The organism is Amycolatopsis samaneae (assembly GCF_039541975.1).
GTDB classification, from domain to species: Bacteria; Actinomycetota; Actinomycetes; order Mycobacteriales; family Pseudonocardiaceae; genus Amycolatopsis; species Amycolatopsis samaneae.
In genome coordinates this window covers 742,646-769,057 of record NZ_BAABHG010000001.1, presented here as the reverse complement: position 1 = coordinate 769,057, position 26,412 = coordinate 742,646, and the positions used below count along the sequence as shown (strand labels likewise).

General features: G+C 72.2%; 19 protein-coding genes. 11 read left to right on the top strand and 8 right to left on the bottom strand.

Features of this window, described 5'->3' with window-relative positions:
• Positions 1–22: 22 nt before the first annotated feature.
• Positions 23–982, bottom strand: a complete 960-nt coding sequence (locus ABD987_RS03285; RefSeq protein WP_345386679.1) for a chitinase — start codon at positions 980–982, stop codon at positions 23–25.
• Positions 983–1,241: 259 nt separating this feature from the next.
• Between ABD987_RS03285 and ABD987_RS03280 the strand changes: the two genes are divergently transcribed.
• Positions 1,242–2,498, top strand: a complete 1,257-nt coding sequence (locus ABD987_RS03280; protein ID WP_345386677.1) for a GGDEF domain-containing protein — start codon at positions 1,242–1,244, stop codon at positions 2,496–2,498.
• A 147-nt stretch (positions 2,499–2,645) separates the two neighbouring features.
• Here ABD987_RS03280 and ABD987_RS03275 read toward each other — a convergent pair whose 3' ends face one another.
• The gene (locus ABD987_RS03275; protein ID WP_345386675.1) at positions 2,646–3,608 is read right to left on the bottom strand and encodes an isopenicillin N synthase family dioxygenase; all 963 of its coding nucleotides are present in this window, start codon (positions 3,606–3,608) and stop codon (positions 2,646–2,648) included.
• Positions 3,609–3,617: 9 nt separating this feature from the next.
• Positions 3,618–4,100, bottom strand: a complete 483-nt coding sequence (locus tag ABD987_RS03270) for a nucleoside deaminase (RefSeq protein WP_345386673.1) — start codon at positions 4,098–4,100, stop codon at positions 3,618–3,620.
• On the opposite strand from ABD987_RS03270, the gene ABD987_RS03265 reads away from it, so the two are divergent.
• The 3 genes from ABD987_RS03265 to ABD987_RS03255 all read left to right on the top strand — a co-directional run bounded on the left by ABD987_RS03265 (position 4,099) and on the right by ABD987_RS03255 (position 6,093).
• Positions 4,099–4,236: a hypothetical protein gene (locus tag ABD987_RS03265; RefSeq protein WP_345386671.1), complete on the top strand. Its 138-nt coding sequence runs from the start codon at positions 4,099–4,101 to the stop codon at positions 4,234–4,236. The two genes, ABD987_RS03270 and ABD987_RS03265, sit on opposite strands and share 2 nt — an antisense overlap.
• A 320-nt stretch (positions 4,237–4,556) precedes the next feature.
• Positions 4,557–5,513, top strand: coding sequence for a helix-turn-helix transcriptional regulator (locus ABD987_RS03260; protein ID WP_345386669.1), 957 nt, complete (start codon positions 4,557–4,559; stop codon positions 5,511–5,513).
• Positions 5,514–5,685: 172 nt separating this feature from the next.
• Positions 5,686–6,093, top strand: coding sequence for a RidA family protein (locus ABD987_RS03255; RefSeq protein WP_345386667.1), 408 nt, complete (start codon positions 5,686–5,688; stop codon positions 6,091–6,093).
• A gap of 77 nt (positions 6,094–6,170) precedes the next feature.
• On the opposite strand, the gene ABD987_RS03250 is transcribed toward ABD987_RS03255, so the two are convergent.
• Positions 6,171–6,521: a beta/gamma crystallin domain-containing protein gene (locus ABD987_RS03250; RefSeq protein WP_345386665.1), complete on the bottom strand. Its 351-nt coding sequence runs from the start codon at positions 6,519–6,521 to the stop codon at positions 6,171–6,173.
• A 490-nt stretch (positions 6,522–7,011) separates the two neighbouring features.
• Between ABD987_RS03250 and ABD987_RS03245 the strand changes: the two genes are divergently transcribed.
• A complete protein-coding gene (locus ABD987_RS03245; protein WP_345386663.1) occupies positions 7,012–7,779 on the top strand; it encodes a S1 family peptidase in 768 nt (255 codons plus the stop codon).
• A 40-nt stretch (positions 7,780–7,819) separates the two neighbouring features.
• Here the strand turns inward: ABD987_RS03245 and ABD987_RS03240 are convergent, their stop codons facing one another.
• The 3 genes from ABD987_RS03240 to ABD987_RS03230 form a co-directional block, all read right to left on the bottom strand.
• Positions 7,820–8,476, bottom strand: coding sequence for an SRPBCC family protein (locus tag ABD987_RS03240; RefSeq protein ID WP_345386661.1), 657 nt, complete (start codon positions 8,474–8,476; stop codon positions 7,820–7,822).
• 191 nt (positions 8,477–8,667) lie between these two features.
• Positions 8,668–9,315 (bottom strand): TetR/AcrR family transcriptional regulator, encoded by a 648-nt coding sequence (locus ABD987_RS03235; RefSeq protein WP_345386659.1) that lies wholly within the window; start codon positions 9,313–9,315, stop codon positions 8,668–8,670.
• Between the two features lie 52 nt (positions 9,316–9,367).
• Entirely contained in the window at positions 9,368–10,522 is a 1,155-nt protein-coding gene (locus ABD987_RS03230) for an aminotransferase class V-fold PLP-dependent enzyme (RefSeq protein ID WP_345386657.1), read from the bottom strand.
• A 151-nt stretch (positions 10,523–10,673) separates the two neighbouring features.
• Here ABD987_RS03230 and ABD987_RS03225 point away from each other — a divergent pair, with 151 nt between their 5' ends.
• Genes ABD987_RS03225 through ABD987_RS03215 form a run of 3 tightly spaced genes read left to right on the top strand, consistent with a single transcriptional unit; the run spans position 10,674 to position 12,641 of the window.
• Positions 10,674–10,835, top strand: coding sequence for a ribbon-helix-helix domain-containing protein (locus tag ABD987_RS03225; RefSeq protein WP_345386655.1), 162 nt, complete (start codon positions 10,674–10,676; stop codon positions 10,833–10,835).
• A gap of 16 nt (positions 10,836–10,851) precedes the next feature.
• Entirely contained in the window at positions 10,852–11,196 is a 345-nt protein-coding gene (locus tag ABD987_RS03220; RefSeq protein ID WP_345386653.1) for a VOC family protein, read from the top strand.
• An 8-nt stretch (positions 11,197–11,204) separates the two neighbouring features.
• Positions 11,205–12,641, top strand: a complete 1,437-nt coding sequence (locus ABD987_RS03215; RefSeq protein ID WP_345386651.1) for an MFS transporter — start codon at positions 11,205–11,207, stop codon at positions 12,639–12,641.
• Positions 12,642–12,716: 75 nt separating this feature from the next.
• Here the strand turns inward: ABD987_RS03215 and ABD987_RS03210 are convergent, their stop codons facing one another.
• Positions 12,717–13,331 (bottom strand): TetR/AcrR family transcriptional regulator, encoded by a 615-nt coding sequence (locus ABD987_RS03210; RefSeq protein WP_345386649.1) that lies wholly within the window; start codon positions 13,329–13,331, stop codon positions 12,717–12,719.
• Positions 13,332–13,604: 273 nt separating this feature from the next.
• Here ABD987_RS03210 and ABD987_RS03205 point away from each other — a divergent pair, with 273 nt between their 5' ends.
• From ABD987_RS03205 to ABD987_RS03195, 3 genes are all read left to right on the top strand, one after another.
• Positions 13,605–14,699, top strand: coding sequence for a prephenate dehydrogenase (locus ABD987_RS03205; protein ID WP_345386647.1), 1,095 nt, complete (start codon positions 13,605–13,607; stop codon positions 14,697–14,699).
• Positions 14,700–15,005: 306 nt separating this feature from the next.
• Positions 15,006–16,946: an ABC transporter ATP-binding protein gene (locus ABD987_RS03200; RefSeq protein ID WP_345386645.1), complete on the top strand. Its 1,941-nt coding sequence runs from the start codon at positions 15,006–15,008 to the stop codon at positions 16,944–16,946.
• Entirely contained in the window at positions 16,943–26,323 is a 9,381-nt protein-coding gene (locus ABD987_RS03195; protein ID WP_345386643.1) for an amino acid adenylation domain-containing protein, read from the top strand. Before ABD987_RS03200 ends, ABD987_RS03195 begins: the two co-directional genes overlap by 4 nt.
• Positions 26,324–26,412: the final 89 nt, after the last annotated feature.

The following is a 26,412-nucleotide window of genomic DNA, read 5'->3' as shown; positions in this document are numbered from 1 at the left end:
TGCACGGCCCCGTGACGGGCGCTCAACCGGTGTAGCCGGCCACGATCCTGGTGAAGTCGTACTTGCCCTGCGAGATCCCGCTGCACTCGCCGCCGCCGGAGCAGTCGCGGTTGGTGGCCCAGAAGGTGAAGCGCGCCAGGTGATGGCTCGCCGCGTAGTCCCGGATGGCCTTGAAGTTCGCGACCGTGACGGTCTCCCCGGCGTTGTCGGTCCTGCCGTTCATGGAGGACAGTCCGCTGTGCCGGTAGGCGACGTCGTCGCTCCAGCCGAAGGTCGCCTTGAGCTGGTTCTTCAGGCCGTCGACCGCGCTCTTCGTGTGCGCGGCCATGTCGCCGCCGTTCGAGAAGTCGAAGGGCATGACCGACCAGGCGTCGACGTTCGCGCCGATCTTCTTGGCCTGGTCGATGAGCCGCTTGCCCCAGGTGCTGGGGCCGGTGGTCTCGGTGCCGATGGTGATCACCACGCGCAGCCCGGGGTTCTTCTGCTTGGTGAGCTTGACCGCGTTGAGGATGCGGTCCTGCACCGTCGCGTTCTCGAACTCGTCGGTGTTCTCGATGTCGAGGTCGATGGCCTTGAGCTGGTAGGCGTCGATCACCTTCTGGTAGGCGCCGGCCAGTGCGCTCGCCGAGGAGCACTTGGCGCCGAGCTTGGTGCCGGACCAGCCGCCGAACGAGGGGATCACGTCCCCGCCCGCGGACCGGATCTGCTTGATGAGCGTGGCGTCGGATCCGCTGAGCGCGCGGGTGCCGTCCCACTTGGGGGCGCACCCGCCGTCAGAGAGCACGAACGCGAGAGTAAACGCTTTCACGCCCGTCGCGGACATGGCCGCGGAAGCGCTCGTCTGGCCGCCCCACTGGTAGAGGTAGGGCGAGGCGAGCACGGGATCCGGTGCCGCGTTCGCGGCGGGGGCGAGGCCGACGATGCTGGCGGCCGCCGCACCGGCGGCGGCCGCGAGGGTGGCCAGGCGACGCAGGGGTTTCATAGGCCCTCCAACGAGTTCACGCACCGGGGCGGGGCGTGCTGGGGTGGAGCGCCTCCGGTGCCTGATGCGGCGGGATCAGCAGGAGGTCACTGTGTGCTCACACACCGTGGACTAGACCAATGCGCCTGTCAACGCTCCCGATCAGAGGGACGGGGGCACCACCCGTGCTCGGCCGGTCGCGGCGGGTGGCGACACGGTGCGGGCGCATAGCCCTGAAGGCGGAGTGACACCGACCGGGGTGACCGGCTACTTTGCCGTGATGATGGGGGAGTCCGCGACGACAGCCGGGAACGGTCGCGGCCGGGTCTCGGTGCGCACCGCCCCGGCGGACTGGGCACTGTGGCGGCTGCCGCGCCGCGGGCTCGCCTGGTACCTCCTCGCCGTCGACGTCGCGGCGCTCGCGGGTACCGCGTTCGCCGCGGTCCGGCTGCCGCCGACGCGGCCGGTGCTGCTGCCGTTCCTCGTGCTCCTGGCCGGGCTGCTGTTGTGCGCGGAATTCTGTCGCGCGGTCGAACGGAATCGCGTGGACGCGCTCGATCCGGGCATCGACCTGCCGTGGATCTTCGCGGGGGTACTGATCCTGCCGCCGCAGGCCGTCGCGGGGCTGATCGTGGTCTCCGGCGCGTACCGCTGGCTGCGTGTACGCCGTCGCCCGCCGCACCGCCAGGTCTTCGGGGTGGCGGCGACGCTCTGCGCGGCGGTGCTCTCGGCGGCGTTCCTCGGCCTCACCACGGGCGATCCGCTCCGCGGGATCGGCGCCGACTCCAGGGCCAGCGGGCTGCTGTTCGTGTCCGGGCTGCTGTTCTTCCTGGTCAACGCCGCTCTGCTGCGCGTGCTCGGCGCGCCGCGTCCGGCCGGTTACGTGTTCGACGCCGCGATGGTCGCGCTGGGCGTGGTGCTCGCCGTCCTGCTGGCCGCCGCCCCGCTGGTGGTGCCGCTGCTCGTTGCCGCCGTGGTGGTGCTGCACCGCGGCTCGCTGGCCCGCACCCGCCGGGAGGTCGCGCTCGACCCGCTCACCGCGGTGCTCACCGCCGAGTCCTGGCGGGAGGCCGCGAAGGCGGAGGCCGCCCGGCTGCGGCGTGGTCCCGGCGCGGCGGCGCTGCTGCTGGACCTCGACCGCTTCGGCCAGCTCAACGACTGGCACGGCCGCGGCGTCGGTGACGCCGTGCTGCGCGCGGTCGCCGACGCGTTGCGCGCCGAGGTCCGTTCGGCCGATCTCGTCGGGCGTTCCGGCGGCGGGGAGTTCGCCGTCCTGCTGCCGGCCACCGGCCGGTTCGACGCGCTGGCCATCGCGGAACGGCTCCGGCTGCGGGTGGCGGCCACCGCCGTCTCGCTCAAACCGGCCGGTGACGCGCCGCAGTTCGCCGGGACGACCGTGTCGGTAGGGGTCGCCGCGCTTCCCGGTGACGGGGACACCTTCGACGACGTCGTCGCCGCGGCGCGGACGGCGCTGGGCCGGGCGAAGCGGGCCGGGCGGAACCGGACGGTGTGCGCCGAGGGCGGCCCGGTCACCTGACCGCCGGTCCCGGCGCGGCGCGGGGCGGGGCCCCAACGCCCGAATGTGGCATTGGGTGCGCTGGACGCACCCAATGTGGCGTTCGGTGCGTTGAGCGCACCGAACGCCACATTGGGGCGCTCGTCCGTGGGGTAGCGGGCCGGGGGATCAGGTTATGGTGATGGCGTCGAGTTTGGCGCGCAGGTAGTCGGCGGCGATGACGTCCGGATGGACGGTGTGGCCGATCGGCGGGCCGAGCGAGCGGATGCGCGCGTCGTGGTCGGTCTCGTAGAAGAAGATCAGCGACACCAGGTCCTCCTCCGGCGCGTGCGCGTCGGGCGGGAGGACGCGGTGCCGGGTGGAGCGCCAGCGGTCGCCGGTCCAGCGGGCCATCAGGTCGCCGATGTTGACGGTCAGCGCCGCCGGGTCGAACGGCGCGTCCTCCCAGCGGCCCTCGGCCGTGCAGACCTGGAGCCCGCCGACCCCGGCCTGGCGGTCGAGCACGGTCACGGTGCCGAAATCGGTGTGCGGCCCGATCCGGAACTGGCCCGGCGCCGGTGGCCCGACGTGCGTCATCGGCGGGTACCGGTTGATGTTGAAGGTGTAGGTGGGATGGCCGGTGTGCCGGGTGAAGTAGTCCTCCGCCAGGGAAAGCGCCACGGCGAACATCGTCAGCAGCTCGTCGGACAGGGACCGCATCCGCGCGAGGTACTCGGTCGCGGCCGCTTCGAGTTCCGGTACCTCCGCCGGCCAGATGTTGCGCTGGAACCAGAAACCGTCGATTTCCGGGTCTCCGACACCGGTATCGGCGCCGGAGGCGTAGGACTCCTTGAGATCCGGCGGGGTTTCGGTGCCCTCGGCGTAGCCGTTGGCCTCGGCTCCCGGGGGCAACCAGCCCCGGCCGCCGACCGTCACGGCGTATCGCCGCTTGACGTCCTCGGGCAGCGCGAAGAACCGGCGGGCCAGTTCCCGGGTCCTGGCCCGCAGTTCCTCGGGGACGCCGTGGCCGGTGACGAGCAGGAAGCCCGACTCGCGCAGCGCGCGGTCGATCTCCGCGGCGACCGAGGCGCGGCCCGCCGGGGTACCCGTGAACCAGGGGGCGAGGTCGACGAGCGGGACGGAGGACGGCATGGCGGCTCCTCAGTGACTGTCCGAAGTGGACGCGGCGGGGTCTTCGCCGCCGATGTCCTCGAACCACAGTTCCGGGCGTTCGGCGATGAACGCGGTCATCAGCGCCGTGCAGTCCGGATCGTCCAGCACGGTGATCCCGACGCCGAGCCCGGCGAGCCAGTCGTGGCCGCCGTGGAACGTGGTGGCCTCGCCGATGACGACGTGGCCGATGCCGAACTGCCGGACCAGCCCGCTGCAGTACCAGCACGGCGAGAGCGTCGTGACCATGATCGTGTCGCGGTAGTGCGGACGCCGCCCGGCCGCGCGGAACGCCGCGGTCTCGGCGTGCGCCGACGGGTCGCCGTCCTGGACGCGCCGGTTGTGCCCGCGCCCGAGCAGCCCGCCGTGCGTGTCGAACAGGGCGGCGCCGATGGGCACGCCGCCCTCGGCCCTGCCCAGCAGGGCCTCCTCCCTGGCGACGGCGAGCAGCGGTGCGGGGTCGAATTCCTGCATGGGCCCACTCTCCGGGGTGCGAGCGCCGCTGGCAAGCCGTGCCCCGCACGCGCGGGGCACGGCGCCGGCTCGGCAGTGGGCGTTCGCCTGCTCGGTGCGGGTGGTCCACGCCGGGCTGCCGAAGTGCGGCTCGTAGGTGCCGCGCACCATAGCTCGGCTGGTCGAACACCGTCGCGCCGACTCCAAGTGCGTATTCCGCTCCGTCCACACTGGATCTAAGGGATTTGACGTGGCGGCGACGGCATGCTTTCCGATAACCCTTCACGAAATATGAAGAAAGTCAGATAAAAAGGAAATGGGCAGTGTCCGGGCCGGGGTGCTGAAGGACGCCTTCAGTGCACTGGGCGTGGTGAAGGACGCCTTCAGCGCGTTCACCGCACTGAGGGCGTCCTTCATACGCGCACCGCCGGGAATGAGGCCGCTTCCCCGGCGGCGCCGTGCTGTCAGAATGCGGGGATGTACACGACCTCGGAGCGGTTGCTGCGCCTGCTGTCCCTCCTGCAGGCGAGGCGGGACTGGCCGGGCTCGGAGCTGGCCGCCCGGCTCGGCGTCGACGTCCGCACCATCCGCCGGGACGTGGAGCGGCTGCGTGGTCTCGGCTATCCGGTGCACGCCACGTCCGGTGTCGCGGGCGGGTACCGGCTGGGGGCCGGTGCCGCGCTGCCGCCGCTGCTGCTCGACGACGACGAGGCGGTGGCGGTCGCGGTGGGCCTGCGCACGGCCGCGAACGGCACGGTAGCCGGGATCGAGGAGACGTCGGTGCGCGCGCTGGCCAAGCTCGAACAGGTGCTCCCGGCCCGGTTGCGGCAGCGGGTGAGCGGGCTGCACGAGGCCACGGTGGCGCTGGGCGGGGGAGGGCCGGTGGTCGACGCCGAGGTGCTGGCCACCGTCGCCGCGGCGTGCCGCGACCACCAGCGGCTGCGCTTCGGCTACGGCGATCGCGACGGCGCGGTCACCGAACGGGAGGTCGAGCCGTTACGGCTCGTGCACACCGGGCGGCGCTGGTACCTGGTGGCGTTCGACCGGACGCGGGAGGGCTGGCGGACGTTCCGGGTGGACCGCGTCGACGGCGTCCCGGTGCCGGGGTTCCGGTTCACCCCGCGCGAACCGCCCGACGAGGACCTCGCCACCTACGTGCGGCGGGCGATCAGCTCGGCGCCGTACCCGCACCAGCTCGTGCTGCGGGTGTCCGCGCCGGCGGCGGTGGTGGCCGAGCGCGTCGGGCCACTGGCCGGGTCGGTCGAGGCGATCGACGAGCACAGCTGCCGGGTGCGGACCGGGGCGCAGGGGCTGGACCCGGTGCCGTTCCACCTCGCCCAGTGGGATTTCGACTTCGTGGTGGAACAGGCGCCGCCCGGACTCACCGAGCGGCTGCGGCTGGTCGCCGACCGGTTCGCGCGAGCGGTCCGGTGAGGGTGCGCACCCGTGGTGATCGCGGACACGCGCCGCCGGAAACGCGCGGTGAGGTGCTGGGTCACCGAAAGGTTACCCAGTCACGAAAAAGTGCGTTCTTCCGTGGCGTCCGTCGTTCTTCTAGCGTCGTGAAGGCAGCGAAAAACGATTCAGGACAAAGGGAAAGAACGCGATGGCCGTCACACTGGCGAACCCGGAAGCACTGCCGAAGGTCGACCTCTACCGGCAGGTGGCGGTCGCCACCGGAACGAAACTGGTGTTCACCGCGGGACAGGTCGCGGTGGACGCCGAAGGCCGTCTGGTCGGCGAGGGCGATCTGGCCGCCCAGGTCGAACAGTGCTATCTCAACGTCGCCGCCGCGCTCGCCGAAGCCGGCGCCACCTTCGACGACGTGGCCAAGCTGACCGTCTACGTCCGCGACTGGACGCCGGACAAGATGCCCGCGCTGGCCGACGGGATTTCCCGCGCGGCCGCGAAACTGGGCGTGACCCCGGCCGCGCCGTTCACCGGGCTGGGCGTCGCCGCGCTGGCCGGTCCCGGCCTCCTGGTCGAGGTCGAGGCGACCGCGGTCCTCGGCTGAGCCCGCCGGACGGGGAAACGAAGCCGGAGGCCGGGTGGTGTGCCACCCGGCCTCCGGCGGGTCACCGGCTCAGGTCGTCACCAGATGCGCACTTCGTACACCCGGACGGTGCCCTGGAAACCGATGCCCGCGTGCTTGCCAAGGGTGCGCGTCTCGTAGCGGCCGTTGCGTTCGAAGTTGACCGTCACCTTGTTGTTGCCCGCCGAAACGTTGTAGACGCCACCGAAGTTCACGGCGGTGACACCGGCGTTGGCGAAGCACCGGTTGGTGCCCATCCCGTTGCCGAACGAGATGTCCAGCTTCACCAGGTCGGTCCGGTTGCCGCAGGCGACCGAGTTGATGGCGAAGGCGGGGCTCGCCGGGACGGCGACGAACAGGGCGGCGGCGGCCGCGCCGCCGACGGTGATCCGCTTCAGGGTCTTTCGCACAGTGACTGTTCCTTTTCGTGAGAATGGCCGCCGTTCACGGGCGAATCGGCGGGTGCGTTTCAGGAAGAAAGGGGTGACGATGGCTGCCGGTGCGTGCGCGATCCGATTGGTTCCCCGCATTGGACGTGCGATTCCGGCTACCTCTTTACCCCCGTTTCGATGCTCGTGAGGAGCGTATCCCGTCGGCGGCGGCGAGAAATAGAACAGCGACCGGACACTGCCTGTAGTACATGCCCGGTTGCCCGAAAAGGCAGGAGATGCCCGAAGGGGCCGCCATGAGCGCGTCGCGCTTCGGGCTCGTGACCTCGGAGAACCGCGGGGCGGTGTCATCCCTGTCAGCCGGGGGAGTAACAACGGGCAGTCTTCGGAGTGAATCGTCCGGAAAACGCGGTATCGGCTCTGCCGACGCGGCCCGGTTCGGTGAAAGTGGGTGGGGGAGCGACGGGCGTGTCCCGCGACGGGCCCGATCGCCTCCGGGAAAGGAGCGACCATGACCACTCGTCTTCGCCGGGCGGCCGTACTGCTGCCGCTGCTGGCGCTGGCCGTGCTCGCGCCGGTGCCCACGGCCTCCGCCGTGATCGGTGGCTCGGTGAGTACCCGCGGTCCGTGGGCGGTGCGGATGCTCGTCGACGGCAAGCCCCTCTGTACCGGAACCGCGATCACTCGCGAGTGGATCCTCAGCGCGTCGCACTGCTTCTTCGAACAGGCCGCGCCCGTCGCGGACGCCCGCATCGAATTCCGGATCGGCAGCCTGGACCAGCGATCCGGCACCCCGGTCCACCCGGTGCGCGAGAGCAGGCGGGGCAGCCCGGTCGCCGACATGATGCTGATCAAGGTGCCCCCGGCGGACCTCACGCCCGCGAAGCTGCCCGGCCAGGAACCGGTACCGCCGGGGCGGCTCCTCCGGCAGTACGGCTGGGGCGCCACCTGCTCCGGCGACGAGAACTCGTGCCAGTCGGACGTGTTGAAACAGGCCGATCTGCGGGTTCTTCCCGCCGGGGACAAGCGATGCGCGCGGTACGCCGTCCCCGGCGGAACCGATTTCTGCGCGGGGAGCTTCTCCGGGATTCCCGCGGGCGGGGACTCCGGCGGTCCGGTCATGGGCACGGGAGCCGACGAAGACACCCTTGTCGGGGTTTTCGACGAATCGGACCGGGAAAGCATCGCGGCCGCGGGAGACGTTTCCCGGCAACTGGACTGGATTCACGGCGTCATCGGAGACCGGGAGGGTCACTGCGGCACTATCCACAGTGGATAGCCGCTCTCCGTCCACATCGGACCCGATGCGGCTCCCCCGGTCAGCCCTCGTCGGAGGAGGCGCAGGGGCTGTTCTCCGCGGCGGCCTTGAGATCCCGCAACCAGGATTCGAGGCCGGTCTTGAGGATCTCGGTGGCCGCGGGCACGTTCGCGTCGACCTGGGGGCCGGTGTGGGTTTCCTCGGTGCGGACGAGGACGCCGTCGCGGACCCGGGTGAAGTTCCAGACGTGGACACCGTCGATGTGGATCCCGTCGGCGTCCGCCGGTCCGGTCCACCGGACGCACTGGCCGCGTTGCAGCTGCTGGACGGTCGAGGTGATGACCATCGTGGTGGCCGGGCCCGCCGGGTTCGCCGGGATCGGGGTGGTCCACCGGAACCGCGAGTGCCGGTGGAGCGGGCCCGGGTCCAGGCGCTTCATGGTGGCGACCGGCGCCTGCCAGGACGGCCAGCCCTCGACGTCGGTCTGCAGGTTCCAGATGGTGCGCAGTGGTGCCTTGACGAGGGTCTCGGTCCGGTAGCGGACCTTGGCGGCCGGGTCGACGCCTTGTCCCTGGCAGGTCAGCGAGGACGCGCGGCCGTCCTGGCCGGTGGTGGCGGCCTGGGCGGGGACGGCGGCCGCGGTGCCGAGGAGACCCGCGACGGCCAGCGGGAGCGCGAACAGGGCGGCGCGGCGGCGGGGGTTCGGGGCGGTGGACATGGATTCCTCCTGGACGAGTGACTGGTGAGTGCTCCTTGCTATGGTTAGAACCTATAACCATGCCAGGTGAGTGTCAATAGTTAAAGTGAGAACCTATAACTGTCGAGAGCCTGCCCGCGCGAACGAGCCCCGCCGGGGAAGTCCGGCGGGGCTCGTTTCATGGCTGGATCGGGCGAGCACGCTCGCGGCGGTCACGGTGTCAGCAGGCTGGTCACCTCGTCCTCGAACAGCAGGGCGGGATCGATGTCCATGCCGGTGAAGTGCCCGGCGAGTTCGAGCGAGAGCACGCCGTGCAGCCGGGTCCAGAAGGACAGGGCCCGGTGCAGCGCCGTCGCGGGCAGTTCGCTGTCCCCCGCCCAGTCGCGGTGGGTCTCCAGGTGGGTGTCGAACGGGGTGGCGGGCCCGCCGGTGGCCACGGCGCCGCAGGTTTCGAGCAGCACGGCCATCACCTCGGCCGAGATCGCGGTGGTTTCCGCGGGCGCCTGGTAGCCGGGCACCGGCGTGCCGTAGATGAGGAAGTACCGCTGCGGGTCGGCGAGTGCCCAGTCCCGGAAGACGCGGGCCAGCCCGGCCGGGTCGGTGCCGGAGGCGGCGGCCGCCCGGACGGTGTCGGCGAGGCTGCGGTAGGCGTCGCGGATGAGCTCGGTGAGCAGATCGTCACGACTGGCGAAGTACCGGTACAGCGCGGGGCCGCTCATGCCGACCTGCTTGGCGATCGCGTTGAGGGACAGCGCGGGCACCCCGGCCGTGGCGATCTGCTCCCACGCGCGTTCCTTGATCTCCGCGCGCACCAGCGCCCGGTAACGCTCTCGCGGGCTCTGCCCGTCCGTATCCGTCATCGGCCACTCTCTCCTCGTCGGCGTGACACCGGCGAAGTCTAGTTACCCCGCCTCACTTTCCCGATCCCGGTGCGGCGCGGTAGTCCGCGATCGCCGCGCAGACGGCGTCCACATCGGACTCGTCGGTGAAGTAGTGGAACGACAGCCGCAGGAGCTCGCCGCGTGGCGCGGTGAAGATCCGGCGCCCGGCGAGGAAGGCGGCGAGCCGCTCCGGCTCGTCGTCGGCGAGCGCGACCTGCGGGCCGGGCGCGGCGGGCGGCGCGGGTGCCCAGAGCCGTTCTCCCATGGCCCGCAGGCGTTCCGCGGTCCGGCTCGCCATCGCGGTGACGTGGCGGGCGACCTGTGCCGGGTCCACTCGGGACAGCAGGCGCATCCCGGCGTTGGCGGCGTAGACCGCCGGGATCCCCGGCGTGCCGGTCTCGAACCTGCGGGCCTGCGCGGGGTGGTCGAGGGCCCGCGGGTCGAAGTTGAACGGGTCCACCCGGCCGAACCAGCCGGTGTGTTGTGGGGGCACGTCGTCGGCCACGCCCGCGCGGACGTAGAGGAATGCGACGCCGGGCAGGCCGAGCAGGTACTTCAGCGCGCCGGAGACGAGGTAGTCGCAGTCCAGGGCGCGCACGTCGAGGGGAAGGACGCCGGCGGCCTGGTACGCGTCGACGAACACCCGGGCGCCGACCTCCCGTGCCCTGGCGACGGCCGCCTCGACCGGCAGCCGCGCGCCGTTGCGGTAGGAAACCAGGGGGATCGACACCAGCCCGGTGCGTTCGCCGATCGCGGCGGTCAGCTCGTCCTCCTCGACCGTGGCGCCCCGCACCGGCACGTGCGTGACCTCGGCGCCGCGGGCCCGCTGGGCCAGCCAGACCTGCCCGATCGACGGGAACTCCATGTCCGTGGTGACGACCACTGGCCGCGCCGACCAGTCCATTGTGGACGCGATCTGGGCGGCGCCGTCGGAGGCGCAGGGCAGCACCGCGACCTCGTCCGGGGTGGCCCCGACCAGCTCGGCGAACCGGCGCCGGGCCTGCTCGACCTCCGCCATCCAGGCCGCCCACGGCGCGCCGTGTTCCCGCATCCGGCCGGTCAGCTCCGTGAGGGCGGCCGTCAGCTCGGCGGACAGCGGGGCCTGGCTGCAGCTGGCCAGGTGGACGGTGTCGGCGAGCATGGGGAAGCAGTCCCGGAACTGGCCGCTGGTGAGCTTCGCCCGCATCGCGCTCCTCGCTGGAGACCTCCGGGCCGACGGTAGTGACCCGGCAGCGGACGGTCAACGTCTCCCCGGCCGCCGGCTGTCCACAGTGGACTGCGGAGGCGGATGCCGGGGGCCACTGGCGGCGAGCAATCTAGATTGCTAGCATGCTCACATGGGTGCCGAAGTGAAGCAGTTCAACGTCTACCTGCCGGTCGACCTGATCAGGCAGGTGAAGCACTTCGCGATCGACCACGAGATGTCGCTGTCGGCGCTCGTCACCGAAGCGCTGCGTGCGCATCTCGCCGCCCACCAACAGGACGAAGAACGTTCGTGAAAGGGGAGCAGAAAGCATGACGACCAAGGGTGTCGAAGGCGTCTACCTGCACACACGCAACTGGGGGAAGACCGCCAAGTTCCTGGAGGCGCTGGGATACGAGATCGAGTTCACCACCGACCACGGGTCGGGGACGCTGCGGCACGAGAACGGGCCGTACTTCGTCGTCGCCGAGGTGCCCCAGGACCAGGAGCCCGAGGCGCAGCTCGTGCTGCGGGTCGAGGACGCCGCCGCGTTCCGCCCGGACCCGATCGTCGAGGTGGTCAGCCCGTTCGAGGAAACGCACTGGGGGACCCAGCGGATGGTCGTACGCGATCCGGACGGCCGTCAGTGGAGTGTCGAAGCGCCACTGGCGAAATGAGCGCGTCCATGGGGGAAACGGCGGCGCGGCGCGGGCTCGGCATGGCCGTGGTGCTGGCCGGGGTGCTCATCGCGGGCGTCGACGGCACGATCGTGGTCCTCGCGCTGCCCGCGATCCAGGCGGGTCTCGGCATTTCGCTGGCCTCGGTCACCTGGGTGGTGGTCAGCTACCTGCTGGTGGTCACCGTGCTCGCCACCCAGCTGGGCAGGCTCGGCGACCTGTTCGGCCGGGTGCGGATGTACGAGGCGGGGTTCGTGATCCTCGTGCTCGGCTCCGTGTGCTGCGCGCTGTCCTGGGACGCGCCGAGCATGATCGTGTCCCGGGTGATCCAGGGCGTCGGCGCCGCGCTGATCGCCGCCAACAGCGGCGCGGTGATCGCCGAGCTGTACCCGCCGTCCGAACGCGGCCGCGCCTACGGCCTCAACGCCGTCGGCTTCTCGCTGGGCTCGGTGGCGGGGGTGTTGCTCGGCGGCGTGCTCGTGACCTCCGTGTCCTGGCGCTGGATCTTCTGGAGCACCGTGCCGATCGGCGTCGTCGCGCTGGTACTGGCGTTCCGGGTGCTGTCCGACCGGGGCGGGCGCGGGTACCGGCGGTTCGACCCGCTGGGCGGGATCACGCTGGGGGCCGGCCTGTTCGGGGTGCTGTGGGCGATGACCCGGCTCGCCGCCGGGCCGCCGGACGCGACGACGCTCGCGTGCCTGGCGGGCGGCGCCGTGCTGCTGGTGGTGTTCGTGGTCGTCGAGCTGCGGCATCCGGAACCGATGCTGGACCTGTCCCTGTTCCGCGTGCCCGGCATGGCGCCGTCGTTGCTGGCCGCGCTGTTGCAGGGGCTGGGCAGCTTCGCGGTGCTGTTCCTGGTGATCATGTACCTGCAGGGGCCGCGCGGACTCGACCCGGTCGAGGCGTCCCTGCTGCTCGTGCCCGGGTATGTGCTCGGCGCGGCGGCGGGTCCGCTCGCCGGACGGCTGACCGACCGGCTGGGGCCGGTGATCCCGGCGACCGCCGGGCTCGGGATCTCCGTCGTCGCGCTGGTGATCTTCGCGCGGATGACCCCGTCCAGCAGCCTCTGGCTGCCCGCGATCGGCAACGTGGTGATCATGGTCGGGGGCAGTTTCTTCTACCCCGCCAACAGTTCCGCGGTGATGACGGCCGCCCCGCCGGAGTCGCTGGGGATCGCCTCCGGGGTACTCCGGACGTTTTCCAGCATCGGCATGGTGTTCTCGTTCACCACCGCGATCCTGGTCGCCTCGGCCGCCATCCCGCGTGAGCTGGCGTTCGCCATCTTCGTCGGCACCGGCAGCCTGCACGGGGACCTCGCCACGGCGTTCACCGACGGTCTGCGCGCGGCGTTCTACGCGATGACGGGGATCATGGCGCTCGCCGCCGTCTGCTCCGCGGTCCGGGGACGGGCCGGTGCGCCGAAGGAACTCGCCGGCGTGCGCTGACCGCTGATCGTCCGTGGGGGCCTCCTTGAGGGACTCCAGGTCCCTCAAGGAGGCCCCCACGGACCGTCGAGCAGGTCAGGCGGGGTCGGTGCCGAGCATGCGGAGCACCAGCTCCCCGTACTCCTCGCCGAGTGCCTTCGGGCTCTTGCGGGAGCGCTCGGTGTACCAGCGGGCGACGTCGACGCCGAGGGACAGCACGGCCCTGGCCGCGGTCCTCGGGTCGCCGACGGTGAAGACGCCGGTGGCCGCGCCCGCGGTGATCACGTCGCGGACGATGTGTTCGATCTCGCGCCGCAGCCCGGCGACGACCTGGTACTCCTCGTCCGGCAGCGCGTGCAGTTCGTACTGCACCACCCGCGCGACCCGGTGCCGCCGGGCGTGCCAGGCGACGAAGTCCTCCACGATCCGGCGGATCCGCTCCGCCGGGTCGTCGGTCCTCGCCATGACGCTCCGCACGAGCGACAGCGTCTGCTCGTGGCCGCTGCGGCTGATCGCGAACAGCAGCGCCGCCTTCGACGGGAAGTGCACGTACAGCGCCGCGGGGCTCATCCCGGCGGCGCCGGCGATGTCCCGGGTGGTGGTGGCGTGGTATCCGCGTTCGGCGAAGGACTCGACGCCGGCCAGCATGAGCCGGCGCGCCGTCTCCGGCTGCACGTCCGGCCACAGCTCGGCCGACAGGGACATGGTCATCCGCGGATCCTTCCCGAACAAAGCGTGTCACCGGACGGGCTTGACAGGCCCGGTGATCCCCACCATTGTAGGTGAGCGGTCGCTAAGTACCGTTTTTTGGGGATATTCCGCCAAAGCAGACATCCGGCCCGGCCCGCTCGCCCGCCGGGGAATTCCCCTGGTCCACCCCACCACCGAACCTCTTCGCCGCGGTCGTTCGCGCGTGGGTTCCCCTGTCCACCTGCTCAGGACCGTCGGCTGGACATCGCCCGGTACGCGGCCTAAGAAGAAGCGGTGACCATCGAGAAGGCGCTCGTCGTCGGCACCGGGCTGATCGGTACCTCGGCCGCGCTGGCCCTGCGCGAGATGGACGTGACGGTCTACCTCTCCGACATCGACCCGCCCACCGCCGGGCTGGCGGCGGAACTGGGCGCGGGCCGGGAGTGGGACGGCGAGACCGTGGACCTGGCGGTGCTCGCCGTGCCGCCGCACCTGATCGGACAGCGGCTGGCCGACCTGCAGAAACGGGGGGTCGCGCGGGCCTACACCGACGTGGCCAGTGTCAAGGCCGGGCCGATCGCCGACGCGGAGCGGCTGGGGTGCGATCCGGGCTCCTACGTACCGGGGCATCCGCTCGCCGGGCGGGAACGCTCCGGCCCCGCCGCCGCCCGCGCCGACCTGTTCCTCGGCAGGCCGTGGGCGCTCTGCCCCGGTCCCGGGACCGACGCGGGCGCCCTCGGGCTGGCGCGGGAACTGGTGTCGCTGTGCGGGGCGGAGGCCGTCACCGTGGACCCGGCCGAGCACGACGCGGCGGTGGCGCTGGTGTCGCACGCCCCGCACGTGGCGGCGTCGGCGGTGGCCGCGCGCCTGGCCGGCGCCGGCGGCGTCGCGCTGGGCCTCGCGGGGCAGGGGCTGCGCGACGTGACGCGCATCGCCGCCGGGGATCCCTTGCTGTGGCGGAGCATTCTCGCCGGGAACGCCCGGCCGGTGGCCGCGGTGCTCGACGAGATCGCGGCCGATCTGGCCGCGGCGGCGTCGGCGTTGCGCTCGGGTGATCCGGACGGGGTGACGGACCTGCTGCGGCGCGGCGTGCACGGCCACGGCCGCATCCCCGGCAAGCACGGCGGGCCGGTGCGCGACTACGCCGTGGTCCAGGTGGTGCTGCGGGACGGGCCGGGGCAGCTGGCCCGGGTGTTCGACGCGGCCGGACTGGCGGAGATCAACATCGAGGACGTCCGGCTGGAACACTCGACGGGGCAGCCGCTCGGGGTGGCCGAACTGTCCGTGCGCCCGGAGGACGCCGACCGGCTCGCCGGGACACTCCGGTTCCACGGCTGGCACGTCCCGCCCGTTCCCGGCCGGAATCCGGCGGGTCCCGCGAAGCCATAGATCCGGCGTCGTACGGGCACGAACGAGATCGGGGCCGAAGCGGTCACCGGCCGGGGCGACGCGTTCCCGATGACAATTCCCGGCTGATCCGGCCGGATTCCCGGAAAACACCTCGGTGGCGGCGCGCGAATCGCCACCGGGACGGCGGCCGAACCCGTTGTGTCCGTAGTGGACACCCGTGCTGCGGCGCCGGTGCGGGCGAATACGTCCAAGTGCCAAGAATGTTCGCTTGGACCCACTCGTGGACACCGGTGCGATTCAGCACGATGGAGATCACCGGCTCGGCGTGCGAGAGAGGTGGCCCGGATGGACGTTGTGTTGCGCTACGGGGGTGTGAAGAGGAGCGCCGACGATCCCGACCCCTGGGTGACCAAGGTCCGCAAGGGGACGGTGCGCCGGGTGCTCGCCTACTTCCGCCCGCACGTCGGCAAGGTGACGCTCTTCGTTCTCGTCGCCGTGCTGGAGGCGCTGATCGTCGTCACGACTCCGTTGCTGTTGAAGGAACTCGTCGACAGCGGAATCGCGAAGAACGATCTCGGGGTGGTGATACTGACGGCCTCCCTCGCCGCCGGGCTCGCCGTGCTGAGCGCGGCGCTGGCGCTGGTGTCCGGCTACATCTCCGGGCGGATCGGGGAGGGGGTCACCTACGATCTCCGCGTTCAGGCGCTCGACCACGTCCGGCGGCTGCCGATCGCGTTCTTCACCCGCACCCAGACCGGGGTGCTGGTCGGCAGGCTGCACACCGAACTGATCATGGCGCGGCAGCAGTTCACCGGCCTGCTCATGGCGGTCACCAGCCTGGTCGTGGTCGTGGTGGTGCTGATCGAGCTGTTCGTCCTTTCGTGGCTCGTCGCCGTCATCACGCTGGTGCTGATCCCGCTGTTCCTCGTGCCCTGGATCCACGCGGGCCGGGTGATCCAGCGGCGCACCGGACGGCTGATGGACGCGAACGCCGGCCTCGGCGGCCTTCTCCAGGAACGGTTCAACGTCCAGGGGGCGATGCTCTCCAAGCTCTTCGGCAGGCCGTCCGAGGAAATGGCCGAATACACCGATCGCGCCAGGAAGATCCGGGGCATCGGCGTGAGTCTCGCGGTTTACGGCAGGCTGGCGTTCGTCATGATGGCGCTGGTGGCCTCGCTCGCCACGGCGTTCGTCTACGGCATCGGGGGCGGGCTCGTACTCGCCGGCGCGTTCCAGCTCGGCACGCTGGTCGCCATCGCCACCCTGCTCGGACGGCTGTTCGGGCCGATCACCCAGCTGTCCGGGATGCAGGAACTCGCGCAGACCATCGTGGTGAGCTTTTCCCGGGTCTTCGAGCTGCTCGATCTGAAACCGCTGATCCAGGAACGCCCCGGCGCGGTCGGGCTCGCGAGGAACGAGGCGCCGGACATCGAGTTCGACGCGGTGTCGTTCCGCTATCCCACCGCGGACGAGGTTTCGCTGGCGTCGCTGGAGCATCTGCGGGCCGAGCGGGAGCGCGGGGAAGTGACGCCGGACGTCCTGCGCGACGTGAGTTTCCACGTGCCCGCCGGAACCCTCACCGCGCTCGTCGGCCCGTCCGGCGCGGGGAAGAGCACCATCACCCACCTGGTGTCGCGGCTGTACGACCCGAACGCCGGGAGCGTGCGCGTCGGCGGACACGACCTGCGGGACCTCACCTTCGATTCGCTCCGCGAAACGGTGGGCGTGGTCAGCCAGGACGCCTACCTCTTCCACGACACGATCCGGGAAAACCTGCTCTACGCCCGCCCTTCCGCCACCGAGGACGAGCTGATCGAGGCGTGCCGGGGTGCCCAGATCTGGGACCTGATCGACTCTCTCCCGCTCGGGCTGGACACCGTCACCGGCGATCGCGGCTACCGGATGTCGGGCGGGGAGAAACAACGGCTGGCCATCGCCAGGCTGCTGCTGAAGGAACCCACCATCGTCGTCCTCGACGAAGCCACCGCGCACCTGGACTCCGAATCGGAGGCCGCCGTCCAGCGGGCGCTCAAGACCGCGCTGCGCAGCCGTACCTCGCTGGTGATCGCCCACCGGTTGTCCACGATCCGCGAGGCCGACCAGATCCTCGTGATCGACGGGGGCGGGGTGCGGGAGCGCGGGACGCACGACGAGCTGCTGGCCGGGGGCGGTCTCTACGCCGAGCTCTACCACACGCAGTTCGTCACGCCGGGAAGCAACGGGGCCGAACCGAACGGCACCGGGCCTGGGCTGGTGCACCACCTGGTTCGTGAAGGAGAACGATGAATTCCGCGGCAGCGCAGACCACCCCGACCGTGCTGGACCTGTTCGCCCGGCACGTGGCCAGTACACCCGGCGCGGTGGCCGTGGTCGACGGGGACCGGGTGCTCACCTATCGGGAGTTCGACGAGCTCGCGGGACGGCTGGCCGGGCGGCTGGCCGGCCGCGGTGTCCGCCGTGGTGATCGCGTCGCGGTCATGATGGACCGTTCGGCGGACCTGCTGGTGACGTTGCTCGCCATCGGGAAGGCCGGGGCGGTGTACGTGCCGGTGGACGTCTCCTATCCCGCCCCTCGGGTGGCGTTCATGGTCGCGGACGCGCGGGTGTCCCTGATGGTGTGCTCGGCCGCCGCGCGCGACCGCGTACCGGAGGGGATCGAGTCGATCGAGCCGGACACCGCCCCGGGTGAGGACGCGGGCGAAGCGGCGGCCGTCACCGCGAGTCCGGGCGACCTGGCGTACGTGATGTACACCTCCGGCTCGACGGGTACCCCGAAGGGGGTGGCCATCCCGCACCGGAGCCTGACCGAACTGGTGACGAGTTCCGGCTGGGCGATGGATCCCGGCGAGGCGGTCCTCATGCACGCGCCGTACGCCTTCGACGCGTCCATGTTCGAGATCTGGGTGCCGCTGGCGTGGGGTGCCCGGGTGGTGATCGCCGGACCGGGACCGGTGGACGCCCGGCGCCTGCGGGAACTGGTCGCGGCCGGGGTGACGCGGGTGTACCTGACCGCGGGGCTCTTCCGCGCGGTGGCCGAGGACGCGCCGGAATCGTTCGCGGGACTCCGTGAGGTGCAGACCGGCGGTGACCTGGTGCCCGCGCACGCCGTGGAGCGGGTGCGGGCGGCCTGCCCCCGGGTGCGGGTCCGGCACCTGTACGGCCCGACGGAAGCGACGGTGTGGGCGACGTGGCAGCTACTCGAACCCGGTGACGTGGCGGGTCCGGTGCTGCCGCTCGGACAGCCGCTGTCGGGCCGCCGGGTGCACGTGCTCGACGCGTCGCTGCGGCCGGTGGGCCCGGGGGTGGTCGGTGAGCTGTACCTCTCCGGTGCCGGGCTGGCGGACGGCTACCTGAACGCGGCGGGCCTGACGGCGGGGCGGTTCGTGGCCGATCCGTTCGCACCCGGCGACACGGTGGGTGGCGGGCGGATGTACCGGACCGGGGACCTCGCCCAGTGGACCGTGGACGGTGAGCTGCTGTTCGCGGGCCGGGCCGACAACCAGGTGAAGATCCGCGGGTTCCGGATCGAGCCCGGCGAGATCGAGGCCGCGCTGATCGCCCAGCCGGGTGTCCACGACGCCGTGCTGGTGGCGATCGACGAGCGCCCGATCGGCTACGTGGTGGCGGATCGGGACGTGGATCCCGTGCTCGTCCGCGAGCGGCTCGGGGCGGTCCTGCCGGAGCACCTGGTCCCGGCCGTGGTGATCGTGCTGGACGCGTTGCCGCTGACCGCCAACGGCAAGGTGGACCGGGCGGCGTTGCCCGCGCCCGAGTTCGCCGCGAACGCGGCCGGTCGCGCACCCGTGACCGAGGCGGAGCGCGTCCTGTGCGAGCTTTTCGCGGAGCTGCTCGACCTGGACCGGGTCGGTGTCGACGACGGCCTGATCGAGGTGGGCGGGGATTCGATCGTCGCGATGCGCCTGGCGGCACGGGCGTTCAAGGCCGGGCTGCTGCTGAGCCCCGTCCAGATCCTCGAGGAGCAGACCCCCGCCCGGCTGGCGGCCGTGGCGCGTGCCGTGCCGGCCGACCGGCCCGACGACCGGCCGCTGATCACCCTGACCGCGGAGGACGAGGCGGAGCTGGCGCGCGTCGTCCCGGAGGCGGCGGAGGTCTGGCCGCTGGCGCCGCTCCAGGAGGGGCTGTTCTTCCAGTCGACGCTCGACGAGCGGGGTCTCGACATCTACCAGGTGCACTGGGTCCTGGAGCTGAACGGACCGCTGGACGTGGCCCGGCTGCGGGCCACCTGGGAAGCGGTCTTCGCCCGGCACGCCCAGCTCCGGCCGAGCTTCCACCGGCTTCCGTCGGGCCGGACGGTGCAGGTCGTCCACGAGCGCGTCACCCTGCCGTGGCGGGAGGTGGACCTGTCGGGGGCGGGCGACGTCGACGCGGCCGTCGACGCCTTGGCCGCCCAAGAGCAGGAAAAGCGGTTCGATCTCGCCGAGGCGCCGCTGGCCCGGCTGGTGCTGGCCCGGATCGGCCAGGACCGGCACCGCCTGCTGGTCGTCATCCACCACACCCTGATCGACGGCTGGTCGATCGCGGTCATCCTCAACGAGGTGTCCGAGGCCTACGCGGCCGGGGGGCGGTTCCCCGAACGCGGGGACGTCGCCTCCTACCGGGACTACCTGGCCTGGCTGGACCGGCAGGACGCAGACGCGGCACGGGTGGCCTGGCGCGCGGAGCTGTCCGGACTCGACGAGCCCGCGCTGGTCGCGACGGCGGCCGCCGCGGCGGGTTACGACCACCATGTCGACCACCTGCCGCCGGAGCTGTACGCCGGGCTGACGCGGCTGGCCCGCGACCACGGGCTGACGCTGAACACGGTGGTGCAGGGCGCGTGGGCGATGGTGCTGGCGCGGCTGCTGCGGCGGACCGACGTGGTCTTCGGCGCCACGGCCGCCAGCCGTCCCGCGGTACTCGCCGGGGTGGAGTCGATGCCGGGCCTCATGATGAACACGGTGCCGGTCCGGGTGCCACTGGACGGCGGGCAGACGGTGCTGGACATGCTCTCCGGCCTCCAGCGCCGGCAGTCGGCCCTGATGCCGCATCAGCATCTGGGACTGCCGGAGATCCAGAAGGCGGCCGGGCCCGGCGCGACGTTCGACACGCTGCTGGTGTTCGAGAACTACCCGCGCGACTTCGCCGGGCCGTTCGCGTATCTGGGCACGATCGAGGGAACCCACTACCCGCTGACCCTCGGCGTCATCCCGGGAGAGCGGTTCCGCGTCCAGCTCAGCTACTGGCGCGGGCAGGTCCGGGAGGACGTCGCCGGTTCGGCGCTGCGGTGGTTCGTCGACGCGCTCGCCGCGCTGGTCGCCGATCCGTCCGGGCCGGTGGGGCGGGCCGGTGTGCGCGCGGGCCGCCCGCACGACCCGGCTCCGGCGCTGGTGACGGGGAAGTCGTTGCCCGCCTTGGTGAAGCGGGTCGTGACGGAGCGGCCGGACGACGTGGCCGTGGTGGACGGCGAGGGTGAGCTGTCGTTCGGGGAGGTGTGGGAGCGGGCGGTGGGCCTGGCCGCCGTGCTGCGGGCTCGCGGGGCAGGGCCGGAGCGCCGGGTGGCCGTGGTGGTGGAGCGGTCGTCGTGGTGGGTCGTCGGGATCCTGGGCGTGACGCTGGCGGGTGCCGCCTTCGTGCCGGTGGATCCCGCGTATCCGGCCGGACGCGTGCGGTGGATGCTGGCCGACGCCGACCCGGTTTCGGTGCTGTGTGTGGGAAGCAGCCGGTCCGCGGTGCCGGCGGAGTTCGCGGATCGGCTGGTGGTGGCCGACGAGGTCGATCTGGCGGGGGATCCGGGCACGGAATTGCCGCCGGTGGGCCCGGGTCACGCGGCGTACGTGATGTACACGTCCGGGTCGACGGGGGCGCCGAAGGGTGTCGTCGTTTCCCACGCGGGGCTGGGCAATCTGGCCGCGGCGCAGATCGACCGGTTCGCCGTGACGCCGTCGTCGCGGGTCCTGCAGTTCGCGGCGCTGGGCTTCGACGCCATGGTGTCGGAGGTCCTGATGGCGCTGCTGTCCGGGGCGACACTGGTCATGGCGCCGGCGGCGGACCTGCCGCCGCGGGTGTCGCTGGCCGAGGCGCTGGAACGGTGGCAGGTCACGCACGTGACGGTGCCGCCGTCGGTGCTGGGCACCGCCGACGCCCTGCCGGACGGGCTGGAGACGGTGGTGGTGGCGGGGGAGGCCTGTCCGCCGAACCTCGTGGATCGCTGGTCGGCGGGGCGGCGGATGGTCGACGCCTACGGCCCGGCCGAGGCCACCGTGTGCGCGGCGATGAGTACGCCGCTGGTGGCGGGCCGGGACGTGGTCCCGATCGGGACGCCGATCGCGGGTGGCCGGTGTTACGTGCTCGACGCGTTCCTGCTTCCGGTGCCGCCGGGGATCGTCGGTGAGCTGTACGTGGCCGGGATCGGGGTGGCCCGCGGCTATCTGGGACGCGCGGGGCTGACGGCGGAGCGCTTCGTGGCCGATCCGTCCGCCCCCGGTGGGAGGATGTACCGGACCGGGGACCTGGCGTACTGGACCGGCGAGGGTGAGCTGGTGTTCGCCGGGCGGGCCGACGACCAGGTCAAGGTCCGCGGGTTCCGGATCGAACCCGGCGAGATCGAGGCCGCTTTGTCCGACTACCCCGGGGTTTCCCAGGCCGCGGTGACCGTCCGCGCGGACCGGCTGCTGGCCTACGTCTCCCCGGGCGATGTCGATCCGCGGGCGGTACGGGAGGACCTCGCCGCCCGGTTGCCCCGGCACATGGTGCCCGCGGCGGTGATCCCGCTGGACGCCCTGCCGGTGACGGCGAACGGGAAGATCGATCGGGGCGCGCTGCCCGATCCCGGGTTCGCCGCCGCGACGGCGGGACGGGAGCCGGTCACCGAGGCCGAGCGGGTGTTGTGCGCGTTGTTCGCCGAGGTACTCGGCCTGGAGCGGGTCGGCGCGGACGACGACTTCTTCGCGCTGGGCGGGGATTCGATCCTCTCGATGCAGCTGGCGACGCGGGCCCACCGCGCGGGAATGGCCGTGGGCACGCGCGCGGTGTTCGACGGGAAGACGCCGGCGCGGATCGCGGTCCTGGCGGCGGAATCCCCGCTGCCGCGCCGTGCTCACTCCACAGTGGACACAGGCGTGGGCGACATCCCCTGGACACCGGTGATGCGGATGTTCGGGGACGGCGCCGCGCGGCCGGGTTTCGCGCAGTGGGTGGTCCTGGGCACGCCCGCGGACCTGGCGGAGGACGCGCTGGTGGCCGGGCTGGCCGCCGTGGTGGACACGCACGACATGCTGCGGGCACGCGTCGTGCACGGTGCCGGGGGCAGACGCCTGGTGGTGGGCGAGCGCGGATCGGTGGACGTGGCCGGGCTGGTCACCAGGGTGGTGGCCGACGGCGGTGCGCTGGACGAGGTCGTGGCGAACGCCGCGCGGGAGGCCGTGGGACGGCTGGACCCGGCGGCGGGCGTGGTGTTCCAGGCGGTCTGGGTGGACGCCGGGCCCGGCCGGGTGATCCTGGTGGCGCATCACCTGGTGGTCGACGGCGTGTCGTGGCGGGTCCTGGAGTCGGATCTGCGGGCGGCGTACGAGGCGGCGGCCGCGGGCCGGGAACCGGCGCTGGAGCCGGTGGACGTGCCGTTCCGGCGGTGGGCGGGTCTGCTGGAGGAATGGGCGGTCTCCGCCGAGCGGGTCGCGGAACTCGCGGCGTGGCAGGCGATTCTCGGTCGGGAGGAGCGGCCGGTCGACACGCTCCGGCCGGAAACGGACCGGACCGGGACGGTGCGCTCGCGGTCGTGGACACTGCCGGGAGCGGCGGCTTCGGCCGTGGCGGGGCGGGTCCCGCTCGCGTTCCACTGTGGTGTGCACGAGGTTCTGCTGGCCGGGCTGACCGGAGCGGTGGCGCGCGGGCACGGCCGGAACACGGTGCTGGTGGAGGTGGAAGGCCATGGCCGCCATCCCGCCGACGACGTCCTGGACCTGTCCAGGACGGTGGGCTGGTTCACCAGCACGCATCCGGTGCGGCTGGAGCTGGCGGGGATCGACGTGGCCGAGGTGCCCGCCGGCGGTCCGGCGGCGGGCAGGTTGCTGAAGACGGTCAAGGAGCAGTCGCGCGCGGTGCCCGGAGACGGGCTCGGCTACGGGCTGCTGCGGTATCTCAACGAGGAGACCGGGTCGGTGCTCGCGGCATCGCCTTCGCCGCGGATCGGGTTCAACTACCTGGGCCGGTTCGTCGGTGCGCCGGACGGTGCGCGGCCGTGGCAGCCGGTCGCCGACCTCGGCGGCGCACTGGATCCGGGCACGGAGCTGCCGCACGCGCTGGAGGCGACCGCGATCGTCCGGGATCTGCCGGACGGCCCGGAACTGGTGCTCACGCTGGAATGGCGGGACGACCTGTGCGACGAGGCCGAGGCCGACGGGCTGGGCCGGGGATGGCTGGAGATGCTGTCCGGGCTGGCCCGGCAGGCGGAGGATCCCGCCGCGGGCGGGCACACCGCGTCCGACTTCGCGCTCGTCGACCTGGACCAGGCCGAGATCGAGGCCCTCGAAGCCGAACACGCGGATGCCGGCGGGGTGGCCGACGTGCTGCCGCTGTCGCCGTTGCAGCACGGGCTGGCCTTCCACGCCGGTTACGCGGGCGGCGTCGACGTCTACACCGCGCAGGCGGTGCTGGAGCTGACTGGTCCGCTGGACCTGCCGCTGCTGCGGAGGTCGGTGCGCGAACTGCCGGTCCGGCACGCGAATCTGCGCGCCGGATTCCGGCACAGCGCCGCCGGGACCGCCTACCAGGTGATCCCCGGCGCCGTCGACGTTCCAGTGTCCTTTGTGGACGTGACGGACTCGGCGGATCCGCCGGCCGAGGCGGAGACGGCGGCCGCGGCCGAACGGGCCCGGCCGTTCGAGCTGGCGCGGCCCCCGCTGCTGCGGTTCCTGGTGATCGCGGTGGGCCCCGACCGGTACCGGCTGGTGCTGACCACGCATCACATCCTGCTCGACGGCTGGTCGATCCCGCTGCTGCTGGACGAACTGTTCACGCTCTACCGCACCGGAGCGGATCCGTCCGCGCTGGCGCCGGTGACACCGTATCGGCGGTATCTGGCCTGGTTGAGCGAAACCGATCGCGACGCCGCGACCGCCGCGTGGCGCGAGGCCATGGCGGACCTGCCGGGGCCGACCCTGATCGCGGCGGACCGGCCGGCGCCGGTCGAGGCGTCGGAACAGACGTGGGCCGCGCTGGACGAAGCGGTGTTCGAGGCCGTGGTGGCGAGGGCCCGCGAGTGCGGTGTCACGGTCAGTGCGCTGCTGCAGGCGGTGTGGGGCATGGTGCTGGCGGCGATGACCGGACGCGACGACGTGGTGTTCGGATCGGTGGTGTCCGGACGCTCGGCCGAGCTGCCCGGAATCGAGTCCATGGTCGGGCTGTTCATCAACACCGTCCCGGTCCGGATCCGGACCCGGCCGAGGGACACCTTCACCGAACTGGCGCGGCGGGTGCAGGACGGGCAGGCGGCGTTGCTGGCCCATCACCACCTCGGGCTCACCGACATCCAGCAGGCCGCCGGGCTGGGGCAGCTGTTCGACACCCTCTTCGTCTACGAGAACTACCCCAAACCGGCCGAGACCGGTGACGGAGCCGCCGACGCGGAACCGGACCGGGTCCGGGTGCGGAGTGTGGCCGAGGTCGATTCCACCCACTATCCCCTTGCGCTGACGGCCATTCCGGACGGCGGCCTGCGGCTGCGGCTGGAGCGCCAGCCGGCGCTGGTCACCGCCGAGCAGGCCGGTGCCGTGCTGGAGCGGTTCGCGCGGGTGCTCGAAGCCGCGGTCGCCGCTCCGCGGTCGCCGCTGTCGGCGGTGCCGATCCTGTCCGGCGCCGAAGAACGACGGCTGCGGGAGTGGAACGACACCGCGGCGCCGGTGCCCGCCCACACACTGCCGGAGTTGTTCGCCGCGCGGGTCGCCACCGACCCGGAGGCGACCGCGGTGGTCTTCGGGGACCGGTCGCTGACCTACGCCCAGCTCGACGCCCGCGCCAACCAGCTCGCGCACTGGCTCGCCGACCACGGTGCCGGGCCCGAGGACCGGGTCGCGGTCATGGTGCCGCGCGGCCTGGAACTGGCCGTCGCCGTGCTGGGCGTCACCAAGGCCGGCGCCGCCTGGCTGCCCATCGACGCGAACTATCCCCAGGCACGCATCGACTACATCCTCGCCGACGCGCGGCCGGCGGTCGTGGTGGACGAGTCGGTGGTGCGCGCGGCGGGCGGGTATCCCACCGGTCCGGTGCGGTCGCGGTCGGTGCCCGGGAACGCGGCTTACCTCATCTACACCTCCGGTTCCACCGGGCAGCCCAAGGGCGTCGTGGTCACCCACACCGGCTTGGCCAGCCTGGCCACCAGCCTGGCCGAGCGGCTGGGGCTGACCGCCCGGAGCCGGGTACTGGCGCTGGCCTCGCCGAGTTTCGACGTCTCGGTGCTGGAACTGCTCATGGCGCTCGGCGGCGGCGCGGCACTGGTGGTTCCGCCCGAGGGCGTGGTGGCCGGGGCGGAGCTGGCCGAGGTGCTGGCCGGTCAGGAGATCACCCACGCGCTGATCCCGCCGCCCGTGCTGGCCACCGTGCCCGAGGTACCCGAGACGGTCCTGCCGTGCCTGGTCCTCGGTGTGGCGGCGTGCCCGCCCGAACTCGTGCACCGGTGGTCGCCGGGGCGCCGGATGATCAACACCTACGGGCCGACCGAGGCGACCATCGCCATGACCATCGGCCCGCCGATCCCGATCGGCGACGAGATCCCGCCGATCGGCTACCCGACCGCGAACGCGCGGGCGTTCGTGCTGGATTCGTGGTTGCGTCCGGTGCCACCGGGGGTGGTGGGCGAGTTGTACATCGCCGGTGTGGGCGTGGCCAGGGGGTATCTGGGACGAGCCGGGCTGACCGCGGGGCGGTTCGTGGCCGATCCGTTCGGGTCCGGTGCGCGGATGTACCGCACCGGGGACCTGGTGCGGTGGAGCCCCGACGGCGAGCTGGTTTTCGCCGGTCGTGCCGACGACCAGGTGAAGGTGCGGGGGTACCGGATCGAGCCCGGCGAGGTCGAGGCGGCCCTGGTGGCCCAGGAGTCGGTGGGGCAGGCCGTGGTGGTGGTCCGGGACAGCGAGCTCGGCCAGCGGCTGGTCGGGTACGTGACTCCAGCTGGAAAGTCCACAGTGGACGCGGTCGCGGTGCGCGAGGGTGTGGCGGCCCGCTTGCCGGAGTACATGGTGCCGGTGGTGGTGGTGCTCGAGGCGCTGCCGTTGACGGCGAACGGGAAGGTCGACCGTAAGGCGTTGCCGGATCCCGACTTCAGCGGGCGGGTTTCGGGCCGGGAGCCGGTCACCGAGGTCGAGCGGATGTTGTGCGTGCTGTTTTCCGAGGTGCTCGGCCTGGAGCGGGTCGGCGCGGACGACAGTTTCTTCGAGCTGGGTGGCGATTCGCTGCTCTCGATGCAACTGGCGGCGCGGGCCCACCGGGACGGGATGGCCTTCGGCGCGCGGGAGGTGTTCCAGCACCGGACGCCCGCGGGTATCGCGACGATCGTGGAACTGGGCGCGGCGGTTCCCGTCGCGGGCGGGCAGTCGGTCGCCGAAGTCGAACTCCTCGATCTCGACCAGGACGAGATCGACGAATTCGAGGCCGAGTTCGACCACCGGTAAGCCGTTCGCCACCGGCGTTTCCGTGCCTTTGTCGCCCGGGTGTGCCTGGACATGTTGTCCGGGCACGCCCGCCGGGCGGATGATTCTTC

Excerpts from the sequence above, each read along its gene's own strand:
- ABD987_RS03285 (WP_345386679.1), bottom strand. The coding sequence starts at position 982 with ATGAAACCCCTGCGTCGCCTGGCCACCCTCGCGGCCGCCGCCGGTGCG.
- ABD987_RS03280 (WP_345386677.1), top strand. The coding sequence starts at position 1,242 with ATGATGGGGGAGTCCGCGACGACAGCCGGGAACGGTCGCGGCCGGGTC.
- ABD987_RS03275 (WP_345386675.1), bottom strand. The coding sequence starts at position 3,608 with ATGCCGTCCTCCGTCCCGCTCGTCGACCTCGCCCCCTGGTTCACGGGT.
- ABD987_RS03265 (WP_345386671.1), top strand. The coding sequence starts at position 4,099 with ATGGGCCCACTCTCCGGGGTGCGAGCGCCGCTGGCAAGCCGTGCCCCG.
- ABD987_RS03270 (WP_345386673.1), bottom strand. The coding sequence starts at position 4,100 with ATGCAGGAATTCGACCCCGCACCGCTGCTCGCCGTCGCCAGGGAGGAG.
- ABD987_RS03260 (WP_345386669.1), top strand. The coding sequence starts at position 4,557 with ATGTACACGACCTCGGAGCGGTTGCTGCGCCTGCTGTCCCTCCTGCAG.
- ABD987_RS03255 (WP_345386667.1), top strand. The coding sequence starts at position 5,686 with ATGGCCGTCACACTGGCGAACCCGGAAGCACTGCCGAAGGTCGACCTC.
- ABD987_RS03245 (WP_345386663.1), top strand. The coding sequence starts at position 7,012 with ATGACCACTCGTCTTCGCCGGGCGGCCGTACTGCTGCCGCTGCTGGCG.
- ABD987_RS03240 (WP_345386661.1), bottom strand. The coding sequence starts at position 8,476 with ATGTCCACCGCCCCGAACCCCCGCCGCCGCGCCGCCCTGTTCGCGCTC.
- ABD987_RS03235 (WP_345386659.1), bottom strand. The coding sequence starts at position 9,315 with ATGACGGATACGGACGGGCAGAGCCCGCGAGAGCGTTACCGGGCGCTG.
- ABD987_RS03230 (WP_345386657.1), bottom strand. The coding sequence starts at position 10,522 with ATGCGGGCGAAGCTCACCAGCGGCCAGTTCCGGGACTGCTTCCCCATG.
- ABD987_RS03225 (WP_345386655.1), top strand. The coding sequence starts at position 10,674 with ATGGGTGCCGAAGTGAAGCAGTTCAACGTCTACCTGCCGGTCGACCTG.
- ABD987_RS03220 (WP_345386653.1), top strand. The coding sequence starts at position 10,852 with ATGACGACCAAGGGTGTCGAAGGCGTCTACCTGCACACACGCAACTGG.
- ABD987_RS03215 (WP_345386651.1), top strand. The coding sequence starts at position 11,205 with ATGGGGGAAACGGCGGCGCGGCGCGGGCTCGGCATGGCCGTGGTGCTG.
- ABD987_RS03210 (WP_345386649.1), bottom strand. The coding sequence starts at position 13,331 with ATGACCATGTCCCTGTCGGCCGAGCTGTGGCCGGACGTGCAGCCGGAG.
- ABD987_RS03200 (WP_345386645.1), top strand. The coding sequence starts at position 15,006 with ATGGACGTTGTGTTGCGCTACGGGGGTGTGAAGAGGAGCGCCGACGAT.
- ABD987_RS03195 (WP_345386643.1), top strand. The coding sequence starts at position 16,943 with ATGAATTCCGCGGCAGCGCAGACCACCCCGACCGTGCTGGACCTGTTC.